The sequence below is a fragment of the Streptomyces sp. NBC_00557 genome, assembly GCF_036345995.1.
Lineage (GTDB): Bacteria > Actinomycetota > Actinomycetes > Streptomycetales > Streptomycetaceae > Streptomyces.
Genome location: NZ_CP107796.1, coordinates 2,633,075 through 2,652,547 on the forward strand (window position 1 = coordinate 2,633,075; position 19,473 = coordinate 2,652,547).

Genomic DNA, 19,473 nt, shown 5'->3' on the forward strand with positions numbered 1-19,473 from the left:
GCGGGAGAGGCGGTCACGGGGGGTGCCGCAAGGGTGATGCGTCCGTTGCATACCGAACGGCCGGACCTGTGCGTTCCGACAATCCGTGATCCTGTCCGAACCGACCGTAGCCATCCCGTCACGGCGCGCCTAGCTTGTGCGGGGTGCGCCAACCCTCAGCTCCCCCCTTCAACGCCCCGGCGGCCCGCAGGCTGCGCGCCGCGCTCGGCATGGGACCCGAGCACGTCGCCTACGGTCTGCGGGCCTCGTACGGGCTGCCCTACGCGACCCCGGATCTGGTGATCGCCTGGGAACGCGGCACCGACACCCCCAGCCACCCGGAACTGACCGCGCTGGCCGGGGTGTTGTGGTGTTCCCCGGGCGAACTCCTCGGCCGGCCGCAGACCCTGCGCGAGCACCGCGTCGCCCGGGCCGTCGCGGCGGAGGACGTCGCCCGCGCCGTCGGCATGGATCCGCGCGGCTACCTGCGCATGGAGGAGAGCGGGCAGTGGCGGGGCGACGAGCGCCAGTCGGCCGCGCTCGCCCGGGTGCTGGACCTGGCGCTGCCCGGCCTCGTCGCCGTCACCGGACGCGAGGCGAAGCTCGCCGACCTGCTGCGCAGCGCGGTGACCACCCGCTGGCAGGCGTATGTGCGGCCGGTGCGCAGGCTGGTGCCCCTGGACGCGGCCGTCCTTCAGGGAGTCCTGCAGCAGCTCTACGACGACTACCAGGGGCACATGGCCGCCACCCTCAGCTGGGGCGGCGGCAGCACGAGCGCGAGCGAGTCCGGCAAGGAGTTCCTCGACCGGATCGTGGAGAACTTCTGGACGGCGGTGGAGGGCCGGACGGACCGGCCGGCCTAGAAGACCGACTCGGCCTCGTCCATGCGGTCCTTCGGGACCGTCTTCAGCTCGGTGACCGCCTCCGCGAGCGGCACCATCACGATGTCGGTGCCGCGCAGCGCGGTCATCTTCCCGAACTCGCCGCGGTGCGCGGCCTCGACGGCGTGCCAGCCGAAGCGGGTGGCGAGGACGCGGTCGTAGGCGGTGGGGACGCCGCCGCGCTGGACGTGGCCGAGGATGACCGGCTTGGCCTCCTTGCCCAGGCGCCGCTCCAGCTCGTACGCGAGGGCGGTGCCGATGCCCTGGAAGCGCTCGTGGCCGTACTGGTCGATCTCGCCCTTGCCGTAGTCCATGGTGCCCTCGGCGGGGTGGGCGCCCTCGGCGACGCAGATGACGGCGAACTTCTTGCCGCGGGCGAACCGCTCCTCGACCATCTTGACCAGGTCGGCGGGGTCGAAGGGGCGCTCGGGCAGGCAGATGCCGTGGGCGCCGGCGGCCATGCCGGACTCCAGGGCGATCCAGCCGGCGTGCCGGCCCATGACCTCGACGACCATCACGCGCTGGTGCGACTCGGCCGTGGTCTTCAGGCGGTCCATCGCCTCGGTCGCCACGCCCACGGCGGTGTCGAAGCCGAAGGTGCGGTCGGTGGAGGAGATGTCGTTGTCGATGGTCTTGGGCACGCCGACGACCGGCAGGCCCGCGTCGGACAGCATGCGGGCCGCGGTCAGCGTGCCCTCGCCGCCGATCGGGATCAGCGCGTCGATGCCGAACTCCTCGACCATGTCGGCGGCGCCCTCGCAGGCCTCGCGCAGCCGGTCGCGCTGGAGCCGGGAGGAGCCCAGGATGGTGCCGCCGCGGGCCAGGATGCCGCTGACCGCGTCCAGGTCGAGGGTGCGGTAGTGACGGTCGAGCAGACCCCGGTAGCCGTCCTCGAAGCCGATGACCTCGTCGCCGTACTGCGCGACCGCCCGGTGCACGACCGACCGGATCACGGCGTTCAGGCCGGGGCAGTCGCCGCCTGCGGTGAGAACTCCGATGCGCATCGTGCTGTGTCTCCTGCTCGCTGTGGGTACCGGTGAGCCGGTGTCGATTCTTTCACGTCCACCGGGGCAGTGAGTGACTTGACGGGCGCCTTATCCGGCGGCGGAGGTATTGTCAAGAGGGTTCTGCTCACCTTGGTGGGCGATTTTTATGCCGAAGAACGGGACCTTCGGGACAGACCAGGCCGATGACATGAGGAACGGAGTGGACGCGTGACGCGCAGCGTGTACGTGACCGGGATCGACCGCGGTGACGGCCGCCAGGTCGTGGAGCTGGGGGTCATGGAGCTCCTGACCCGGCAGGTCGACCGGGTGGGCGTGTTCCGCCCGCTCGTGCACGACGGCCCCGACCGGCTGTTCGAGCTGCTGCGGGCCCGGTACCGCCTGTCGCAGGACCCGGCCACCGTGTACGGCATGGACTACCGGGAGGCGTCCGCGCTCCAGGCCGAGCAGGGCACCGACGAGCTGGTGTCCGCGCTGGTCGACCGCTTCCACCTGGTGGCGCGCGACTACGACGTGGTCCTCGTCCTCGGCACCGACTTCGCCGACACCCAGCTGCCGGACGAGCTGTCCCTGAACGCCCGCCTCGCCAACGAGTTCGCCGCCTCGGTGATCCCGGTGGTCGGCGGCCGCGGGCAGAGCACCGAGGCGGTGCTCGCCGAGACCCGCAACGCCTACCGGGCGTACGACGGCCTGGGCTGCGACGTGCTGGCGATGGTCGCCAACCGGGTGGCCCGCGAGGACCGCGACGAGATCGCCGGGCGGCTCGCGGACCGGCTGCCGGTGCCCTGCTACGTCGTCCCCGACGAGCCCGCGCTGTCCGCGCCGACCGTCTCCCAGATCGCCCAGGCCCTGGACGCCAAGGTGCTGCTCGGCGACGACTCCGGGCTCGCCCGCGACGCCCTCGGCTTCGTCTTCGGCGGCGCGATGCTGCCCAACCTGCTCACCGCCCTGACCCCCGGCTGCCTGGTGGTCACCCCGGGCGACCGCGCCGACCTGGTCGTCGGCTCGCTGGCCGCGCACAGCGCCGGCACCCCGCCGATCGCCGGCGTGCTGCTGACCCTGAACGAGGTGCCGAGCGAGGAGATCCTCACCCTGGCCGCCCGGCTCGCCCCGGGCACCCCGGTCCTCTCGGTGACCGGCAACTCCTTCCCCACCGCCGAGCAGCTGTTCTCGCTGGAGGGCAAGCTGAACGCGGCCACCCCGCGCAAGGCGGAGACCGCGCTCGGCCTGTTCGAGCGGTACGCCGACACCGCCGAGCTGGCCGCGCGGGTGAGCGCCCCCAGCACCGACCGGGTCACCCCGATGATGTTCGAGCACAAGCTGCTGGAGCAGGCCCGCGCCGACAAGCGCCGGGTCGTCCTGCCGGAGGGCACCGAGGAGCGGGTGCTGCACGCGGCCGAGGTGCTGCTGCGCCGGGGCGTGTGCGACCTGACCCTGCTGGGCCCCGAGGACCAGATCCGCAAGAAGGCCGCCGACCTCGGCATCGACCTGGGCGACACCCGGCTGATCGACCCCTCCACCAGCGAGCTGCGCGACTCCTTCGCCGAGAAGTACGCGGCCCTGCGCGCCCACAAGGGCGTCACGGTGGAGCTGGCCTACGACGTGGTCTCGGACGTCAACTACTTCGGCACCCTGATGGTCCAGGAGGGCCTGGCCGACGGCATGGTGTCCGGGTCGGTGCACTCCACGGCCGCGACCATCCGGCCCGCCTTCGAGATCATCAAGACCAGGCCCGAGTCGTCGATCGTCTCGTCCGTCTTCTTCATGTGCCTGGCCGACAAGGTGCTGGTCTACGGCGACTGCGCGGTCAACCCCGACCCGGACGCGCAGGCGCTCGCGGACATCGCCATCCAGTCGGCGAGCACGGCCGCGCAGTTCGGCGTGGAGCCGAGGATCGCGATGCTGTCGTACTCCACGGGCACCTCCGGTTCGGGCGCCGACGTCGAGAAGGTGCGCGAGGCCACCGAGCTGGCCCGCGCGCGCCGCCCGGACCTGAAGATCGAGGGGCCGATCCAGTACGACGCGGCCGTGGAGCCGTCCGTGGCCGCCACCAAGCTGCCCGGCTCCCAGGTCGCCGGGCAGGCCAGCGTGCTGATCTTCCCCGACCTGAACACCGGCAACAACACCTACAAGGCCGTGCAGCGCTCGGCCGGCGCGATCGCCGTCGGACCGGTCCTGCAGGGTCTGCGCAAGCCGGTCAACGACCTGTCCCGGGGCGCGCTCGTCCAGGACATCGTGAACACCGTCGCCATCACGGCGATCCAGGCCCAGACGCCCGCCCACTGAGTACAGAGAGCTTCCCCATCACCGTGACCGCGACCCGTGTCCTCGTCCTCAACTCCGGCTCCTCGTCGGTGAAGTACCAGCTGCTCGACATGCGCGACGAAAGCCGGCTCGCCGTCGGCCTGGTCGAGCGCATCGGCGAGCAGACCTCCCGGCTCAAGCACACCTGCCTCGCCACCGGCGACACCCGCGAGCACACCGGGCCGATCGCCGACCACGACGCCGCGCTGAAGGCCGTCGCCGAGGAACTGAGCCGGGACGGCCTCGGCCTCGACTCGCCGGAACTGGCCGCGATCGGGCACCGGGTGGTGCACGGCGGCATGTTCTTCACCGAGCCGACCGTCATCGACGACGCGGTGCTCACCGAGATCGAGCGGCTGATCCCGGTGGCCCCGCTGCACAACCCGGCCAACCTGACCGGCATCCGCACCGCCCAGGGGCTGCGCCCCGACCTGCCCCAGGTCGCCGTGTTCGACACCGCGTTCCACACGACGATGCCGGAGCCGGCGGCGCGCTACGCGATCGACCCGAAGATCGCCGACCGGTACCGCATCCGCCGCTACGGCTTCCACGGCACCTCGCACGCCTATGTCTCGCGTCGCACCGCGCGGCTGCTGGGCAAGGACCCGTCCGAGGTCAACGTGATCGTGCTGCACCTGGGCAACGGCGCCTCGGCGTCGGCGGTGGAGCGCGGCCGGTGCGTGGACACCTCCATGGGACTGACGCCTTTGGAGGGACTGGTGATGGGTACGCGCTCCGGTGATGTGGATCCGGCCGTCATCTTCCATTTGGCCCGGGTTGGGGATATGTCCATGGACGAGATCGACACTCTTCTCAACAAGAGGAGCGGTCTGTTCGGTCTGTGCGGGGACAACGACATGCGGGAGATCCGCCGCCGGATCGACGAAGGCGACGCGGAGGCCGCTCTCGCGTTCGACATTTACATTCACCGGATCAAGAAGTACATCGGCGCCTATTACGCCGTACTCGGGACGGTGGACGCGGTCGCGTTCACGGCCGGCGTCGGCGAGAACGCGGCGCCCGTGCGGGAGGCGGCGATCGCGGGCCTTGCGGGACTTGGGCTGGCGGTCGACCCGGACCGGAACGCGCTGCGAGCGGACGAGGCCAGGCTGATCTCTCCCGACGATGCGCGTGTCGCGGTCGCTGTGGTGCCGACGGATGAAGAACTGGAGATCGCGACGCAGACCTACGCACTGGTCGGAAAGAACAACTGAATAGCAGCACCTGAGCGGTGCGCCACTCATTTGTATCTTCCGCCAGACGGAATATTCCGTTGCGAAACAAACCGATAGGATCGCCCCATGCGCCGTTCGAAAATCGTCTGTACTCTCGGCCCCGCGGTCGACTCCCACGAGATGCTCGTCGCCATGATCGAGGCGGGCATGAATGTGGCCCGGTTCAACTTCAGCCACGGCTCCCACGCCGAGCACCAGGCGCGGTACGACCGCGTCCGGGCCGCCTCCAAGGAGACCGGCCGGCCCATCGGCGTCCTCGCCGACCTGCAGGGCCCGAAGATCCGCCTGGAGACCTTCGCCGAGGGTCCGGTCGAACTCGAGCGCGGTGACGAGTTCGTCATCACCACCGAGGACGTCCCGGGCGACAAGCACATCTGCGGCACGACGTACAAGGGCCTGCCGGGCGACGTCGACAAGGGCGACCAGGTCCTGATCAACGACGGCAACGTCGAGCTGAAGGTGCTGGACGTCGAGGGCCCCCGGGTGAAGACGATCGTCATCGAGGGCGGTGTCGTCTCCGACCACAAGGGCATCAACCTGCCCGGCGCGGCCGTCAACGTGCCGGCGCTGAGCGAGAAGGACGTCGAGGACCTGCGCTTCGCCCTCCGTATGGGCTGCGACCTGGTCGCGCTGTCCTTCGTCCGGGACGCCAAGGACATCCAGGACGTGCACCGCGTCATGGACGAGGAGGGCCGCCGGGTCCCGGTCATCGCCAAGGTGGAGAAGCCGCAGGCGGTGGAGAACATGGAGGACGTCGTGATGGCGTTCGACGGTGTGATGGTCGCCCGTGGCGACCTCGCCGTCGAGTACCCGCTCGAGAAGGTCCCCATGGTGCAGAAGCGCCTGATCGAGCTGTGCCGGCGCAACGCCAAGCCGGTGATCGTGGCGACCCAGATGATGGAGTCGATGATCACCAACTCCCGCCCGACCCGCGCCGAGGCCTCCGACGTGGCCAACGCGATCCTGGACGGCGCCGACGCGGTCATGCTGAGCGCCGAGTCGTCGGTGGGCGCCTACCCGGTCGAGACGGTCAAGACCATGTCGAAGATCGTCGCCGCCGCCGAGCAGGAGCTGCTCTCCAAGGGCCTGCAGCCGCTGGTGCCGGGCAAGAAGCCGCGCACGCAGGGCGGTTCGGTGGCCCGCGCGGCCTGCGAGATCGCCGACTTCCTCGGCGGCCGGGGCCTGATCGCGTTCACCCAGTCCGGTGACACCGCGCGCCGCCTCTCCCGCTACCGCGCGGTCCAGCCGATCATCGCGTTCACCACCGACGAGGGCACCCGCAACCAGCTCACCCTGAGCTGGGGCGTGGAGCCGCACGTCGTGCCGTTCGTGAACACCACGGACGAGATGGTCGACCTCGTCGACCAGGAGATCGCCAAGCTGCACCGCTTCGACGCGGGCGACACGGTCATCATCACCGCCGGCTCGCCTCCCGGCGTCCCCGGTACCACCAACATGCTGCGCGTCCACCACCTGGGCACGCAGGCCGGCTGACGGCCCCGCAAGGTCTCGTACGGCGCTGAGGGCGCCCCCTGGAGCAGGGGGCGCCCTCAGCTGTGTGCGGCTCCCGAACGGGCTTTGCGGGACCGGTCAGTCGGTCGTGTACACATGCATGCCGGGCACGTGCAGGTTGCCGCCGAACTGTGCCGCCTGCACCACGTGGACGTTGGTGAAGTAGATCAGCGGGAGGTTCAGCGGGGGCGGGCTGTCGGGGCTGAAGGTCATCGGGATCAGACCGAACAGGTTGCCCGAGATCTTCTCGGTGTACATCACCGTGGAGCCGCCCCGGATGGTGGACGTCGAGCCCTTGGCCGCCTGCACGTGGTAGGTCTTGCCGGAGAGCTTGTCGTTCACCGTCTGGTGCAGGTCGCCGATGTCCGTGCCGTCGGAGATGACGTACTTCAGCACCTTCTTGGTGGTGCCGGAGGCCGTCTTCACCTCCACGATGCCCTGGTAGTCGGCGCCCTTGAGCAGCAGCGAGCTGGCGCTCAGGTACCACGGGTCGTCCGCCACCGGCACCTTGTTGTCGACGCCGCCCTCGTCGGTGGTGGCCGCCGGGCAGTCGTCCGCCGAGGCGCTGGAGCTCGCCGACGGGCTCGGCGTGGCCGACGCGGCGGTGTCCTTGACGGCCTTGGTGGCGTCCGAGGCCGTCTTGGAGACCGTGTCGGTGGTCTTCTTCACCGTGTCGCCGACCGTCTTGGTGGTCTTGGAGACGGTGTCGTTCACCGTGTCGGTGAGCCTGGAGCCGGAGGACGACGAGTCCGACGCGGACGAGGAGCCGGACGAGGAGTCCGACGACGCGGTCGCCGAGGGGGTGGCGGACGGCGACGGGCTCGTGGAGGAGCCGCCGGAGTCCTTGCCGCCGTCCAGGATGCCGCCGAGCGTGTCGCCGAGGGTGCCCAGCAGACCGCCGCTGCTCTTGGACGCGGACGGCGTGGGCGTGGCCGAGCCGTCGCCGGAACCCGACGACGAGCCCGTGCCGGAGGAGCCGGAGGTCGCGGTCGGCGTGGGCGTGGCCTTGCCGCCGGAACCTGAATCCGGCGAAGAGGCCGTGCCCGTGCCACCGGACTTCGTGTCCTTGGCGTCCTTGGAGTCCGTGGAGTCCTTGGCGTCGGCGCTCGCCGAGGGCGACGGCGTGGCCGTGTCACTGCTCTTCGAGGCGGACGGCGAGGGCGAGGCGGAGGCGTCCTTGGCGTCCTTGGAGCCGTCCAGCGCCTTGACGCAGTCCTTGTACTCGTCCGCCGTCAGGCTCTTGGCCGTGGTCGACGGGGACGGGCTGCTGCCGCCGCCGGCCGCGAGGGCCAGGGAGGACGTGAAGCCCATGCCCATGAGCACCGCCGTCGGCATCGCCACGGAGGCGATCGCCTTGCCGGCCGGCATGTGGAACCTGGTGAACAGCGGCTTTCTGGGCGCCGCGTGGCGGGGACCGGATCTCGCACGGGACCCGTCCACATCGGTCCCGCGGGTCACCTCGTCAGCCGGCACTGTGCCTCCCGTTCGCCCCGTTGGCCGGGCTCGTTCCTGACAGGTCGTTCGCCTCGTGCCCGCCGTCCGCGCGCTTGTCGAGCAGCGGAGCGGTCTGCGGGGCACCGGCCTCGCCCGGCGCCGCCTCGGCCGGCGGCTGCTCCGCCGGTGCGCCGGGGGCCCACGCCACGGCCATCGCCCCACCGATGAGGGCGAAGAGGAAGCCCAGGACGAAGCCACCGAAGTTGGACACGGGGATGGACACCAGCGCGAGCAGGATCGCGGCCACTCCGGCGAAGACCCGTACGTGCTTCTGGAACCAGAGGCTGATGCCCAGGACGATCAGCAGCACGCCGATGATCAGGGACCCGGCTCCCGCGGTGGTCGCCATCGCCAGCGTGAGATGGCCGAGCTGGAGATGGGCGTACGGGAAGTACATGATCGGAAAGCCGCCGAGGATGACGAACAGTCCGGCCCAGAACGGACGCGTGCCCCGCCAGGCGCGGAACTGCAGCCTCCGGCGGGTGAACTGGCCGGGTGCGGCGGCAGAGGTCTCGGCGCTCATGGAAAACAGCTCCCTGGTGCGGCGTTGCTGTGGTGGTGATGTGTGGCGCGTGTGAAACACGGCCGGAGAGTGGACGGGCGGGGGCGCCACCGGCTCCCCCGCCCATCACCTGGTGCTCAGTAGCACTCGTGGGTGCCCGTCGCCAGCGACATGTGCAGACCGCTGAGCTTGAAGGTACCCGCAGTGGTCGCCCAGGCCGTCTGCTTGACGTCGCTCAGCGTGGCCGAATCGGCCTGCTGGGCGAAGCCGTACGGGTTGGCCTGCTCGCCGCCGCCCTTCATGCCCGGACCCTTGCCGGCGTCCTTGGCGGCAACACCGATGTCGATGTTGTTGAAGGTCGCGTCGGCGTTCAGGTCGGCGACATCGATGTAGATGTTGTCGGCCTGGACCTTGTCGTGACCCGCACCGCCGGCCCGCAGGATCAGGCTGACGCTGCCGAAGATCGGCACGTCAGGGGTGACCACGGACTGGCACAGGTTGGTGATCTCGGCGTGCTTGAACGCCGAGACGGCCACCGGGTGAGCCGTCTTGTGACCGTCCAGCGTGTAGCCGCTGTCGATGGCGCCGTACTGCTCGAAGCCGGTGCCCACGAGCTGGTCGGCGGACACCTTGAACGACTGACCGGAGACGCTGAACGAAGCGGCCAGAGCGCCCTGCGCGAGGGCGACACCTATCGCGGCCGTCGCGGCGACGCTGGGCACCATGACCACAGCGAACCGCTTCCATCTGGTCCCGCCACGCACCTGGGACTCCATATTTCCTCCTTCTCGGACGTACATCTCCTGGCCCGGGCCGGCCGCCGGCCGGCGGCTCAACCAGGCAGGGATGGGAGAAGTGCTACGTCCTCGGGAAGGAGAGCGCCCGCGCTCGGTGGCGCGAACCGCGCCCGAATCACCGGCGATCACCCCCGAGCGACAACCACTGGTCGCGCCTGACACGCATCACGCACAACCTTGCTTGGACAGGCTTCGCCGGACGGGCGAAGACCCCCCTGCCCTAGACCCGGCGCCACTGCCGCCGGCTCTGCTCGGTGGGGACCCAGAGTCTCCCGTGACCCGACCGGCTGCCGGGGTGCGGGAATGGACCGAGCGTCGCCGATCGTGGTGCATTCTCGCGCCAGGCACAAGGGGGTTCGTTACTGGCTAGTAACGGCCGGATAACCGCAGGACGACCGAGCGGTCTCGGAGCGCCACGCTCGGTGGCAATCAGGGGCAGAGCAAAGCCGTTGATCCCTGGACGAATCCAGACAGACCAACGGCCTCGACTTACTCGCAGTAACAGTTTGCCCGATTACCAAGATTTGGCAAAGAGCCGTCCCCGTGACGACTCGTCGGCAAACCTTTCACCTCGGCATCACAAGCCGTGGCGTTTAGCGACTGGTCAGAACAGGGCGCGCGCGAGCGCCCTTCGCGCGCCCACCACACGCGGGTCCTCGGGCCCCACGACCTCGAACAGCTCCAGCAGCCGGCGCCGCACGGCGTCCCGGTCGTCACCCGCCGTACGCTGCACGGTCTCGATCAGCCGGCCGAAGGCGTCCTCGACATGACCACCCACCAGGTCCAGGTCGGCGGCGGCGATCTGCGCGTCGACGTCCCTGGGCTTCTCGGCCGCCTCCTGACGGACCCTCTGGGGGTCGAAGCCCTGTACCCGCTGGAGCAACTCCGCCTGCGCGAGGCCGAGTTTCGCCTCGGGGTGGCCCGGGTCGTCGGCCAGCACGTTCTTGTACGCCTGGATGGCGCCGCCCAGGTCGCCGGCGTCCAGGGCCTGGGCGGCGGCGTTCAGCGCCGCGTCGTACGGCCCCGCCTGATCGACCGCCGCGCCGCCGCCCGGCTGCGCGTCCGGGTCGACGGTCAGGCCCGTGATGCCGAACCGCTGCTCGGCCACCTGCACCAGCTGGTCCAGGGTCTGCCGGATCTGCGGCTCGGCGGCCGCGCCCTGGAACAGCGGCAGCGCCTGTCCGGCCACGACGGCGAACACGGCCGGGATGCCCTGGATCCCGAACTGCTGCATCAGCATCTGGTTGGCGTCGACGTCGATCTTGGCGAGGAGGAAGCGTCCGGCGTACTCGACGGCCAGCCGCTCCAGAACCGGGCTCAGCTGCTTGCAGGGCTGACACCACTCGGCCCAGAAGTCGATGACGACCGGGACTTCGGCGGACCGCTGGAGGACGTCGCGCTCGAAGCCCGCCTCATCGACGTCGATGACGAGATCGGCCGGGGCGACGGCACCCGTGCCGCCCTGCCGGGCGGCCTCCGCGCGCGCCTGCTCGGCCTTGGCCTTGGCCTCCTGGGCCGCCTTCACCGCGGCGAGGTCGACGACGCCGCTCATGGACATGTTCCGTGGCTGCATGCGTCTATCCTCCCCCGTTACCGCGTCGAAATGAAAAACACCGTGCACGGGCGCCCGGGTCCCCACCCGCGCCCCCATGTCATCGCGTGCGCACACCTCGTGTACGTCCGTCACGAGCCGCCCCACGCTTTCGCTACGAGTCGTAGCGTAATGCCATCGGGGTCCCGCACGACACCAGTACCCGGTGATCTCCCTCACGACCGCACAGATCCCGCCGGTTATGGTCGAGGGATGCAGAGCCGCACTCCCGCCAGCCGTACCGGGCGCCCGCGCAGCGCCGCCGCGGACGCCGCGATCCTGGCCGCGACCAGGCAGGCTCTGGTGGAACTCGGCTGGTCCAAGCTCACCCTGGGAGACGTGGCGACCCGCGCCGGGGTCGCGAAGACGACGCTGTACCGCCGCTGGGCCGGCAAGCACGAGCTGGTGTGCGACGCGGTGGCGGAGCTCTTCGACGAGCTGGAGCTTCCGGACCGGGGCAGCCTGGCCGCGGACATCGAGGGCGTGGTGCTGCAGTTCGCGGCGATCCTGGCGCGCCCTGAGGCGAAGAGTGGCCTGATGGCGGTGGTCGCCGAGTCCACCCGCGACGACGCGCTGCGCGAGCGCATCCGCTCCTCCATCGTGGAACGCCAGATGCGCCTGGTCCTGCAGGGCCGCGCCCGCGCCGAGAGCCGCGGCGAACTCCCCCCGGTGCCCGAGCCGGAGGAGGCCGCCCGCACGGTGGAGCTGATCTTCGACGTGGTGGCGGGCGCGGTGGTGCACCGCACCCTGGTGAGCGGCAAACCGGCGGACGAGGAGTGGGTACGCGACTTCACCCGGGTCCTGCTGCAGGGACTGACCTCGTCCGCCTGAGCCGGCTGGGGCGGGCGCTAGAAGCCCGCGGGCTCCGTGTAGACGCCCCACTCGTCGCGCAGCGCCCCGCAGATCTCGCCCAGCGTCGCCTCGGCCCGTACGGCCTGGAGCATCGGCTCGATCATGTTGGAGCCGTCGCGGGCGGCGGCCAGCATGCCGTCGAGGGCGGCGCGCACGGCCGCGTCGTCCCGGGCGGCCTTCCGCTCGGCCAGCACCCGCACCTGCTCGCGCTCCACCTCGTGGCTGACCCGAAGGATCTCCAGGTCCCCGGTGACCGAACCGGTGTGGACGTTGACGCCGACGACCTTCTTGTCGCCCTTCTCCAGCGCCTGCTGGTAGCGGAAGGCGGACTCGGCGATCTCGCCGGTGAACCAGCCGTCCTCGATCCCGCGCAGGATCCCGGAGGTCATCGGCCCGATGGGGTGCTGCCCGTCCGGGTGGGCCCGCAGACCCCGCTCCTTGATCTGGTCGAAGATCTTCTCCGCGTCGGCCTCGATCCGGTCCGTCAGCTGCTCGACGTACCACGAACCGCCCAGCGGGTCCGCCACGTTGGCGACGCCGGTCTCCTCCATCAGCACCTGCTGGGTGCGCAGCGCGATCTCCGCGGCCTGCTCGCTGGGCAGCGCGAGCGTCTCGTCGAGGGCGTTGGTGTGCAGCGAGTTGGTCCCGCCGAGCACGGCCGCCAGCGCCTCCACCGCCGTACGGACGACGTTGTTGTACGGCTGCTGGGCCGTCAGCGACACACCGGCCGTCTGCGTGTGGAACCGCAGCCACTGCGCCTTGTCGCTCTTCGCGCCGTACACGTCGCGCATCCAGCGCGCCCAGATGCGGCGCGCGGCACGGAACTTGGCGATCTCCTCGAAGAAGTCGACGTGCGCGTCGAAGAAGAAGGACAGGCCCGGAGCGAAGACGTCCACGTCCAGGCCGCGGCTGAGCCCCAGTTCGACGTACCCGAAACCGTCCGCCAGCGTGTACGCCAGCTCCTGCGCGGCCGTCGCACCCGCCTCGCGGATATGGTAGCCGGACACGGACAGCGGCTTGTAGGCGGGGATGCCGGCGGCGCAGTACTCCATGAGGTCGCCGATCAGGCGCAGATGGGGCTCGGGCTGGAACAGCCACTCCTTCTGCGCGATGTACTCCTTGAAGATGTCGGTCTGGAGCGTGCCGTTGAGCACCGACGGGTCCACGCCCTGCCGCTCGGCGGCGACCAGGTACATGCAGAAGACGGGGACGGCCGGACCGCTGATGGTCATGGACGTCGTCACGTCGCCCAGCGGGATGTCCTTGAACAGGACCTCCATGTCGGCGGCGGAGTCGATGGCGACGCCGCAGTGGCCGACCTCGCCGAGCGAGCGCGGGTCGTCGGAGTCGCGCCCCATGAGCGTCGGCATGTCGAAGGCGACGGACAGGCCCCCGCCGCCGGCGGCGAGGATCATCTTGTACCGCTCGTTGGTCTGCTCGGCGTTGCCGAACCCGGCGAACTGCCGGATCGTCCACGTGCGCCCGCGGTAGCCGGTCGGATGGAGCCCGCGCGTGAAGGGGTACTCCCCCGGCCAGCCGATCCGCTCGAATCCCTGGTACGTGTCGCCCGGTCGGGGCCCGTACACCGGCTCCACGGGATCACCGGAGAGCGTGGTGAAGTCTGCGTCGCGCTTGCGTGCGGCGTCGTAGCGGGCCTGCCAGCGGCGGCGGCCCTCCTCGATGGCGTGAGCGTCCATACCATCGAATTTACTTGGACGTCCTAGTAAATGTCGATGGCAGACCGCCGTCCGGTGGGGTGGGCCGGGCCACACGGCGGGCACGGAGCCCGCCGCACGGCGTCCGTACGGCGGGGGCTATGCCTTCGCGACGGCCGGGGCCTGGTCGGCGACCCTGGCCTCCAGCTCGCGGCTGATCCTGCGCTCCACGAAGAAGGCGGCGGTGGGAATCGTCCCCGCCAGCAGCACCCACAGCTGCTTGCCGATCGGCATCTTCGTCTTCGAGCCCAGGTCGAAGGCGACGACGAGGTAGACGACGTACAGCCAGCCGTGGGCGATGGCGACGACCCGGGTCACGTCGGCCGCGCCGCTGATGTCCAGCCCGTACTTCGCGATCATGCTCAGGCACAGCAGCACCAGCAGGACACCCGTGGTGTAGGCCATGACGCGGTAGCGGGTCAGCACGCTCTTCTTCATGCAGTCGAGCGTAACCACCCGTTCCGGGAGATCTTGCCCGGGGTGGCCGCTGGGCTCAGTCCTCCTCGAAGTCGCCCGCCGCGACCCGCAGCGGGCGGAGCATCGCGAAGATCTCCGCGCACTCCTCGGCGTCGTACACCCCGAGCCCGAAGTCCATCGCCATCAGGTCCCGGGTGGCCGCGTCGACCACCTCGCGGCCCTTGTCGGTGATGACGGCGAGGGTGCCGCGGCCGTCGTTGGGGTTGGGCCGCTTGGCGACCAGCCCGGACCTGACCAGCCGGTCCACGGTGTTCGTCACGGACGTGGGATGCACCATCAGCCGCTCCCCGATCTTGGACATGGGCAGCTCGCCGGCCTTGGAGAAGGTCAGCAGCACCAGCGCCTCGTACCGCGCGAACGTCAGTCCGTACGGCTTGACCACCGCGTCCACCTCGGCGAGCAGGATCTGCTGGGCCCGCATGATCGAGGTGATCGCGGCCATGGACGGCACGTTTCCCCAGCGCTGCTTCCAGAGCTCGTCGGCGCGGGCGATGGGGTCGAAGGGAAGGCTGAGTGGCTTCGGCACGTCATCAGACCCTACCGGCCGGTCATATGCCGGTCAGCCCTGTCTCGTCTGTCGGTCGCCCAGAAGCCGCCGGGCGGCCCGAGCCGCCCGGATGGCCCGGGCCGCTCGGATCGCCTGGGCGGCTCGGGCCCGAAGCCGTACGGCGGCCCGTGCGCGGAAGCGCGCCGGACCGCCGCTCCTCTCATCCGTACGCCTCCAGGCGGCGCAGCACGCGCGGGGTCCGGGTCCGGGTGGCCGGTGAGCGCAGGCAGCGGCGGGCGGCGGGGGTCGCGGGCAGGGGGGTGGTGAAGAGGGCGAGCGAGCCGGCGGTCACCAGCGCCAGGGGGCACAGGAAGGCCAGGGTGTCCGCGAAGGGGCCGGAGAGGCTGAGCAGGGGGCGCAGGGCCAGGCCGGTCAGGCAGGCGGTGAGGACGAGCGCGCGGACAGTCAGTTCGAGGATCCAGTTGAGCAGGGAGCGCTCGGGCGTGATGCCGCGCTCCAGCCACAGCCGGAGCCGGTCGAAGGACCACGCCGTGGCCCAGCCCGTCAGCGGCCGCAGCAGCACCCGGTCGGCGACCGCGCCGAAGGCGCCCCCGCGGGGGCGGTACTCGTACCCGGTGAGCAGCCGCACGCCCTGCGCCTCGGGCACGTAGCGCCAGTAGGCGCTCGCCTCGGCGACCGGGGAGAGCGGGTGGCGGGAGGAGAAGCGCAGGGCGCACACGCGCGTGCCGTCCGGCCGGTCGCGCTCGCCGGCCGCGACGCCGGTGGCGGGCACGGTGAGCAGCGGCAGCACGCGCCAGGCGCACGTGAAGCGGCGCGGCCCGCCCGAAGTGCCGGGAAGGGGCTCGATCGACCGGAAGCGGAGGTCCCAGCGCAGGCGTGTCACGGGGTCCTGGGTGTGTGCCCACAGTTCGTCGAGGCCGGCGCGTATGTGTGTCTCTCGGTAGAGACGCATGGTGTTCCCCCAGGTCAGCACGTCAAGCCGGGCGATCGCCCGGATGATCAGGAGGGGAAGGTACACCTGCCCCGGCGACCGCTCAAAAGGGGTCCCGTCACCCTGCCAGGTGCCGTTCGACGGTCTCGACCTTGGAGGTGAGTCCGTCGGTCACGCCGGGCCGGATGTCGGCCTTGAGGACGAGCGAGACGCGCGGGGCGCGGGCCTCCACGGCGGCGACGGCTCGCTTGACGACGTCCATGACCTCGTCCCACTCGCCCTCGAGGGAGGTGAACATGGCGTCGGTGCGGTTGGGCAGCCCGGACTCGCGGACCACGCGGACGGCGTCGGCGACGTACTCCCCCACGTCCTCGCCGACGCCGAGGGGTGTCACGGAGAAGGCGACGATCATGCGTTGACGATCCCTTCCTTGCGGGCGCGGGCGGCGATGACCTCGTCCTCGGCGGCGCGCTTGAGCTTGCGCTCGGCGAAGAAGCCGCCGGTGGGCAGCACGGAGAGGACGAAATAGAGGGCGGCGGTCCCGAGGGGCCACTTGGTGCGGCTCCAGGCGTCGATCCAGAAGACCACGTAGAGGATGAACAGGACGCCGTGGACCGCGCCCATGACGGGGACCGCGTTGAAGTCGGTGGTCCGCTTGAGCACCGAGCAGACGAGGAGGATCAGGAAGGACACGGCCTCCGGGGCCGAGACCAGGCGGAGGCGGCGGAGGGCGGTGGCGGTCTTGATGTCCACGGATCACCTTCGGTGGGAGTTCTCGCGACGGCCTGCGGTTACGGTCCGTCGGCGGCGGGCTGCAATTTGTGAACGCACCCACAAGCGTCCCCATTGTGGCAAACGGCGGCCCTAGGGGTCCGCTCAGGGTCCGTGTCCACCCGGAGGCCCTGTTCCGTCCACCCGTCGCGCCGCTACTTTCACTGCGTGGCGATGTTCCGACTACAGGGCAGCAAGGTGCTCGCCGTCGACATGACCGGGGACGCCGTGAAGGCGAAGAACGGCTCGATGGTCGCGTACGACGGGCAGATGAGCTTCAAGAAGCTGAGCGGCGGCGGGGAGGGGCTGCGCGGGATGGTGACCCGCCGGCTCACCGGCGAGCAGATGACGGTGATGGAGGTGAAGGGGCACGGCACCTGCTGGTTCGCGGACCGGGCGACCGAGATCAATCTCGTGAGTCTCCAGGGCGACAAGCTGTACGTGGAGTCGAGCAACCTGCTCGTGACGGACGCGGGGCTGCGCACGGGCACGACGTTCACGGGGCTGCGCGGCGCCTCGCAGGGCAACGGCCTGTTCACGACGACCGTCGAGGGGCACGGGCAGGCGGCGATCCTGTCCGACGGGCCGGCGGTGGTGCTCCGGGTCAGCCCGCAGTACCCGCTGATCGTCGACCCGGGCGCCTATGTCGCGCACCAGGGCGACGTCCGGCAGTCCTTCCAGTCAGGCGTGACGTTCCGCACGTTCTTCGGGGAGGGCGGCGGCGAGGCCTTCCAGATCCGCTTCGAGGGGGACGGTCTGGTGTACGTGCAGCCGAGCGAGCGGAACACGATCGCGGGGGATCTGTAGCCATGGCGTTCCGCGAGATCAATTCCAAGATGGTCGAGGCGACCGTGCTGCCCGGGCAGCGGCTGTTCAGCCAGCGCGGGGCGATGCTCGCCTACAAGGGGGACGTGTCCTTCACGCCGAACGTCCAGGGCGGCCAGGGCGGCCTGATGTCCATGATCGGACGCCGGGTGGCGGGCGAGGCGACCCCGCTGATGACCGTGGAGGGCAGCGGCACGGTCTTCTTCGGGCACGGCGGCCACCACGTCCACGTGATCCACCTCACCGGCGACACCCTCTACGTGGAGGCCGACCGCCTGCTCGCCTTCGAGGGCACACTGCGGCAGGGCACGATGTTCATGGGCTCCCAGGGCGGGGTGATGGGTCTGGTCCGGGGCCAGGTCACCGGGCAGGGCCTGTTCACGACCACCCTCCAGGGCCAGGGCTCGGTGGCCGTGATGGCGCACGGCGGCGTCTTCGAGATCCCGGTCACCCCCCAGCGCCCCGTCCACGTCGACCCCCAGGCCTACGTCGCCCACCACGGCGACGTGCGCAACAGGCTGTCCGCCGCGCTCGGCTGGCGCGAGATGGTGGGGCGCGGCTCCGGCGAGGCCTTCCAGCTGGAGCTGAGCGGCAACGGCACGGTGTTCGTCCAGGCCTCGGAGGAGAAGCTGTGAGCGCGCACGCAGGCATGTACGGCGCCCCGGGCGGCCCGGTGGTGTACGACCCGATGACCCTGCCCGCCGACGACAACGTGAACAAGTACACGTTCTGTGTCGAGCTGAAGGGTGCGGAGTGGTTCCTGCAGAAGGGGAAGATGATCGCCTACTACGGGGCGATCGAGTTCAACGGCATCGGACACGGCCGATTGGACCGACTTGTCCGCACGTCGTTCCATTCGCCACTGCACGCGAGCGACTGGGTCGTGGCGTCGGGCTCGGGCAGGATGCTGCTCGCCGACCGGGCCTTCGACGTCAATTCGTACGACCTCGACGACGGGAACTTGACCATTCGCGCGGGCAACCTGCTCGCTTTTCAGCCAAGTCTGTCGCTGAAGCAGTCGATCGTGCCGGGTTTTCTGACCCTTATCGGAACCGGAAAGTTTGTGGCGGCATCTAACGGACCGGTGGTGTTCATGGAACCTCCGATCCGGGTCGACCCTCAGGCGCTCGTCGGGTGGGCCGACTGCCCGTCACCGTGCCATCACTACGACCACGGGTATCTGACGGGTGTACTGGGCGGTCTACGTGCGATGACGGGCCTGGGCGGGGTATCCGGGGAGGAGCACCAGTTCGAGTTCGTGGGCGCCGGGACGGTCCTGCTGCAGTCCTCGGAGACCCTCATGGAGGAGACGGCGACGGGGGTCGTCCCGTCCGAGCCGGGGGTGCCGGGGGGTGGCGCTGCGGGGCCGGGCGGACACGGTCCGCAACCGCCAGGCGCACCGCGCCTTCCCGGACAGCTGGGGGACCTCCAGCGTCGCTTCGGGCTGTGAGCGGTAGTCTGCGGAGTGTGACGTCGAACGCGTGCGCACAGTCACACCGTCCAAGGTAGTTCGTCATTCAACTTCTTAGGTAGACTTCATTCATGGAGACCGAGACGGCCACGCGCTGGCTGACCGATGCGGAGCAGTGCGCCTGGCGCACCCACCTGGAGGTCAACAGGCTGTTGATGTACCAGCTGGAGAAGGATCTGCAGCCGTTCGGCCTGACGATGAACGACTACGAGATCCTCGTGAACCTGTCCGAGTCGGACGACGTACGCATGCGGATGAGCGACCTCGCCTCGGCGACGCTGCAGTCCAAGAGCCGGCTCTCGCACCAGATCACGCGGATGGAGAACGCGAACCTGGTACGCCGCGAGAACTGCGAGTCGGACCGGCGGGGGCTGTACGCCGTGCTGACCGAGCACGGCCTGGAGACGATGAAGAAGGTGGCACCCCACCACGTCGCCTCCGTACGGCGGCACTTCATCGATCTGCTGTCACCGGAGGCGCTGCACGAACTGGACAAGGCGCTGAAGCCGATCGCGGAGCATCTGCGGGGGCAACGCGGGCGTCCCTGAGCCGTGCGGGGTGGTGCGGCCGGGCGAGGGGCGGGTGCCGACCGGCTCCGGCGAGGAGCCTCGCCGCAGGGGGTGC

Annotated in this window: 20 protein-coding genes; 9 read left to right on the forward strand and 11 right to left on the reverse strand. The window is 70.3% G+C overall.

What is annotated here, in order from left to right:
• The first annotated feature begins 143 nt into the window (after nt 1-143).
• Nucleotides 144-842, forward strand: coding sequence for a helix-turn-helix domain-containing protein (locus OG956_RS10840; protein ID WP_330337746.1), 699 nt, complete (start codon nt 144-146; stop codon nt 840-842).
• Here OG956_RS10840 and OG956_RS10845 read toward each other — a convergent pair.
• Nucleotides 839-1,864 carry an ATP-dependent 6-phosphofructokinase gene (locus OG956_RS10845; protein ID WP_330337747.1) on the reverse strand — a complete coding sequence of 342 codons (1,026 nt, stop codon included), beginning with the start codon at nt 1,862-1,864 and terminating at the stop codon, nt 839-841. The genes OG956_RS10840 and OG956_RS10845 overlap by 4 nt on opposite strands.
• Before the next feature lie 210 nt (nt 1,865-2,074).
• On the opposite strand from OG956_RS10845, the gene pta reads away from it, so the two are divergent.
• The 3 genes from pta (at nt 2,075) to pyk (ending at nt 6,897) form a co-directional block, all read left to right on the forward strand.
• Nucleotides 2,075-4,150 carry a phosphate acetyltransferase gene (pta, locus tag OG956_RS10850; protein ID WP_330337748.1) on the forward strand — a complete coding sequence of 692 codons (2,076 nt, stop codon included), beginning with the start codon at nt 2,075-2,077 and terminating at the stop codon, nt 4,148-4,150.
• A 23-nt stretch (nt 4,151-4,173) separates the two neighbouring features.
• Entirely contained in the window at nt 4,174-5,382 is a 1,209-nt protein-coding gene (locus OG956_RS10855) for an acetate kinase (RefSeq protein ID WP_330337749.1), read from the forward strand.
• Nucleotides 5,383-5,469: 87 nt separating this feature from the next.
• Nucleotides 5,470-6,897, forward strand: a complete 1,428-nt coding sequence (gene pyk, locus OG956_RS10860; RefSeq protein ID WP_330337750.1) for a pyruvate kinase — start codon at nt 5,470-5,472, stop codon at nt 6,895-6,897.
• Between the two features lie 96 nt (nt 6,898-6,993).
• On the opposite strand, the gene OG956_RS10865 is transcribed toward pyk, so the two are convergent.
• From OG956_RS10865 to OG956_RS10880, 4 genes are all read right to left on the reverse strand, one after another.
• Nucleotides 6,994-8,388 carry a hypothetical protein gene (locus OG956_RS10865; protein WP_330337751.1) on the reverse strand — a complete coding sequence of 465 codons (1,395 nt, stop codon included), beginning with the start codon at nt 8,386-8,388 and terminating at the stop codon, nt 6,994-6,996.
• Nucleotides 8,378-8,932, reverse strand: coding sequence for a DUF6114 domain-containing protein (locus OG956_RS10870; protein ID WP_330337752.1), 555 nt, complete (start codon nt 8,930-8,932; stop codon nt 8,378-8,380). Before OG956_RS10870 ends, OG956_RS10865 begins: the two co-directional genes overlap by 11 nt.
• Nucleotides 8,933-9,048: 116 nt before the next feature.
• Complete coding sequence (locus OG956_RS10875) at nt 9,049-9,687, reverse strand: DUF6230 family protein (RefSeq protein WP_330337753.1); 639 nt, start codon at nt 9,685-9,687, stop codon at nt 9,049-9,051.
• A gap of 625 nt (nt 9,688-10,312) precedes the next feature.
• A complete protein-coding gene (locus OG956_RS10880; protein ID WP_330337754.1) occupies nt 10,313-11,281 on the reverse strand; it encodes a tetratricopeptide repeat protein in 969 nt (322 codons plus the stop codon).
• Between the two features lie 231 nt (nt 11,282-11,512).
• Between OG956_RS10880 and OG956_RS10885 the strand changes: the two genes are divergently transcribed.
• Nucleotides 11,513-12,130 (forward strand): TetR/AcrR family transcriptional regulator, encoded by a 618-nt coding sequence (locus tag OG956_RS10885; RefSeq protein WP_330337755.1) that lies wholly within the window; start codon nt 11,513-11,515, stop codon nt 12,128-12,130.
• A 17-nt stretch (nt 12,131-12,147) separates the two neighbouring features.
• Here OG956_RS10885 and OG956_RS10890 read toward each other — a convergent pair whose 3' ends face one another.
• From OG956_RS10890 to OG956_RS10915, 6 genes are all read right to left on the reverse strand, one after another.
• Nucleotides 12,148-13,848, reverse strand: a complete 1,701-nt coding sequence (locus tag OG956_RS10890; protein ID WP_330337756.1) for an acyl-CoA mutase large subunit family protein — start codon at nt 13,846-13,848, stop codon at nt 12,148-12,150.
• A 117-nt stretch (nt 13,849-13,965) separates the two neighbouring features.
• Complete coding sequence (locus OG956_RS10895; protein ID WP_330337757.1) at nt 13,966-14,304, reverse strand: DUF3817 domain-containing protein; 339 nt, start codon at nt 14,302-14,304, stop codon at nt 13,966-13,968.
• A 55-nt stretch (nt 14,305-14,359) separates the two neighbouring features.
• On the reverse strand, nt 14,360-14,869 hold the full coding sequence (locus OG956_RS10900) for a MarR family winged helix-turn-helix transcriptional regulator (RefSeq protein WP_330337758.1): 510 nt from the start codon (nt 14,867-14,869) through the stop codon (nt 14,360-14,362).
• A gap of 181 nt (nt 14,870-15,050) precedes the next feature.
• A complete protein-coding gene (locus OG956_RS10905; RefSeq protein ID WP_330342800.1) occupies nt 15,051-15,803 on the reverse strand; it encodes a hypothetical protein in 753 nt (250 codons plus the stop codon).
• Between the two features lie 97 nt (nt 15,804-15,900).
• Nucleotides 15,901-16,194 (reverse strand): MTH1187 family thiamine-binding protein, encoded by a 294-nt coding sequence (locus OG956_RS10910; protein WP_330337759.1) that lies wholly within the window; start codon nt 16,192-16,194, stop codon nt 15,901-15,903.
• Nucleotides 16,191-16,535 carry a DUF3817 domain-containing protein gene (locus tag OG956_RS10915; protein WP_330337760.1) on the reverse strand — a complete coding sequence of 115 codons (345 nt, stop codon included), beginning with the start codon at nt 16,533-16,535 and terminating at the stop codon, nt 16,191-16,193. The genes OG956_RS10910 and OG956_RS10915 overlap by 4 nt, the downstream gene beginning before the upstream one ends.
• Nucleotides 16,536-16,727: 192 nt before the next feature.
• Here OG956_RS10915 and OG956_RS10920 point away from each other — a divergent pair, with 192 nt between their 5' ends.
• From OG956_RS10920 to OG956_RS10935, 4 genes are all read left to right on the forward strand, one after another.
• Nucleotides 16,728-17,360, forward strand: coding sequence for an AIM24 family protein (locus OG956_RS10920; RefSeq protein ID WP_330337761.1), 633 nt, complete (start codon nt 16,728-16,730; stop codon nt 17,358-17,360).
• 2 nt (nt 17,361-17,362) lie between these two features.
• Nucleotides 17,363-18,013 carry an AIM24 family protein gene (locus OG956_RS10925; protein WP_330337762.1) on the forward strand — a complete coding sequence of 217 codons (651 nt, stop codon included), beginning with the start codon at nt 17,363-17,365 and terminating at the stop codon, nt 18,011-18,013.
• Nucleotides 18,014-18,027: 14 nt separating this feature from the next.
• Nucleotides 18,028-18,828, forward strand: a complete 801-nt coding sequence (locus OG956_RS10930) for an AIM24 family protein (protein WP_330342801.1) — start codon at nt 18,028-18,030, stop codon at nt 18,826-18,828.
• 92 nt (nt 18,829-18,920) lie between these two features.
• Complete coding sequence (locus OG956_RS10935; RefSeq protein ID WP_330337763.1) at nt 18,921-19,397, forward strand: MarR family winged helix-turn-helix transcriptional regulator; 477 nt, start codon at nt 18,921-18,923, stop codon at nt 19,395-19,397.
• The last annotated feature ends 76 nt before the right edge of the window (nt 19,398-19,473 follow it).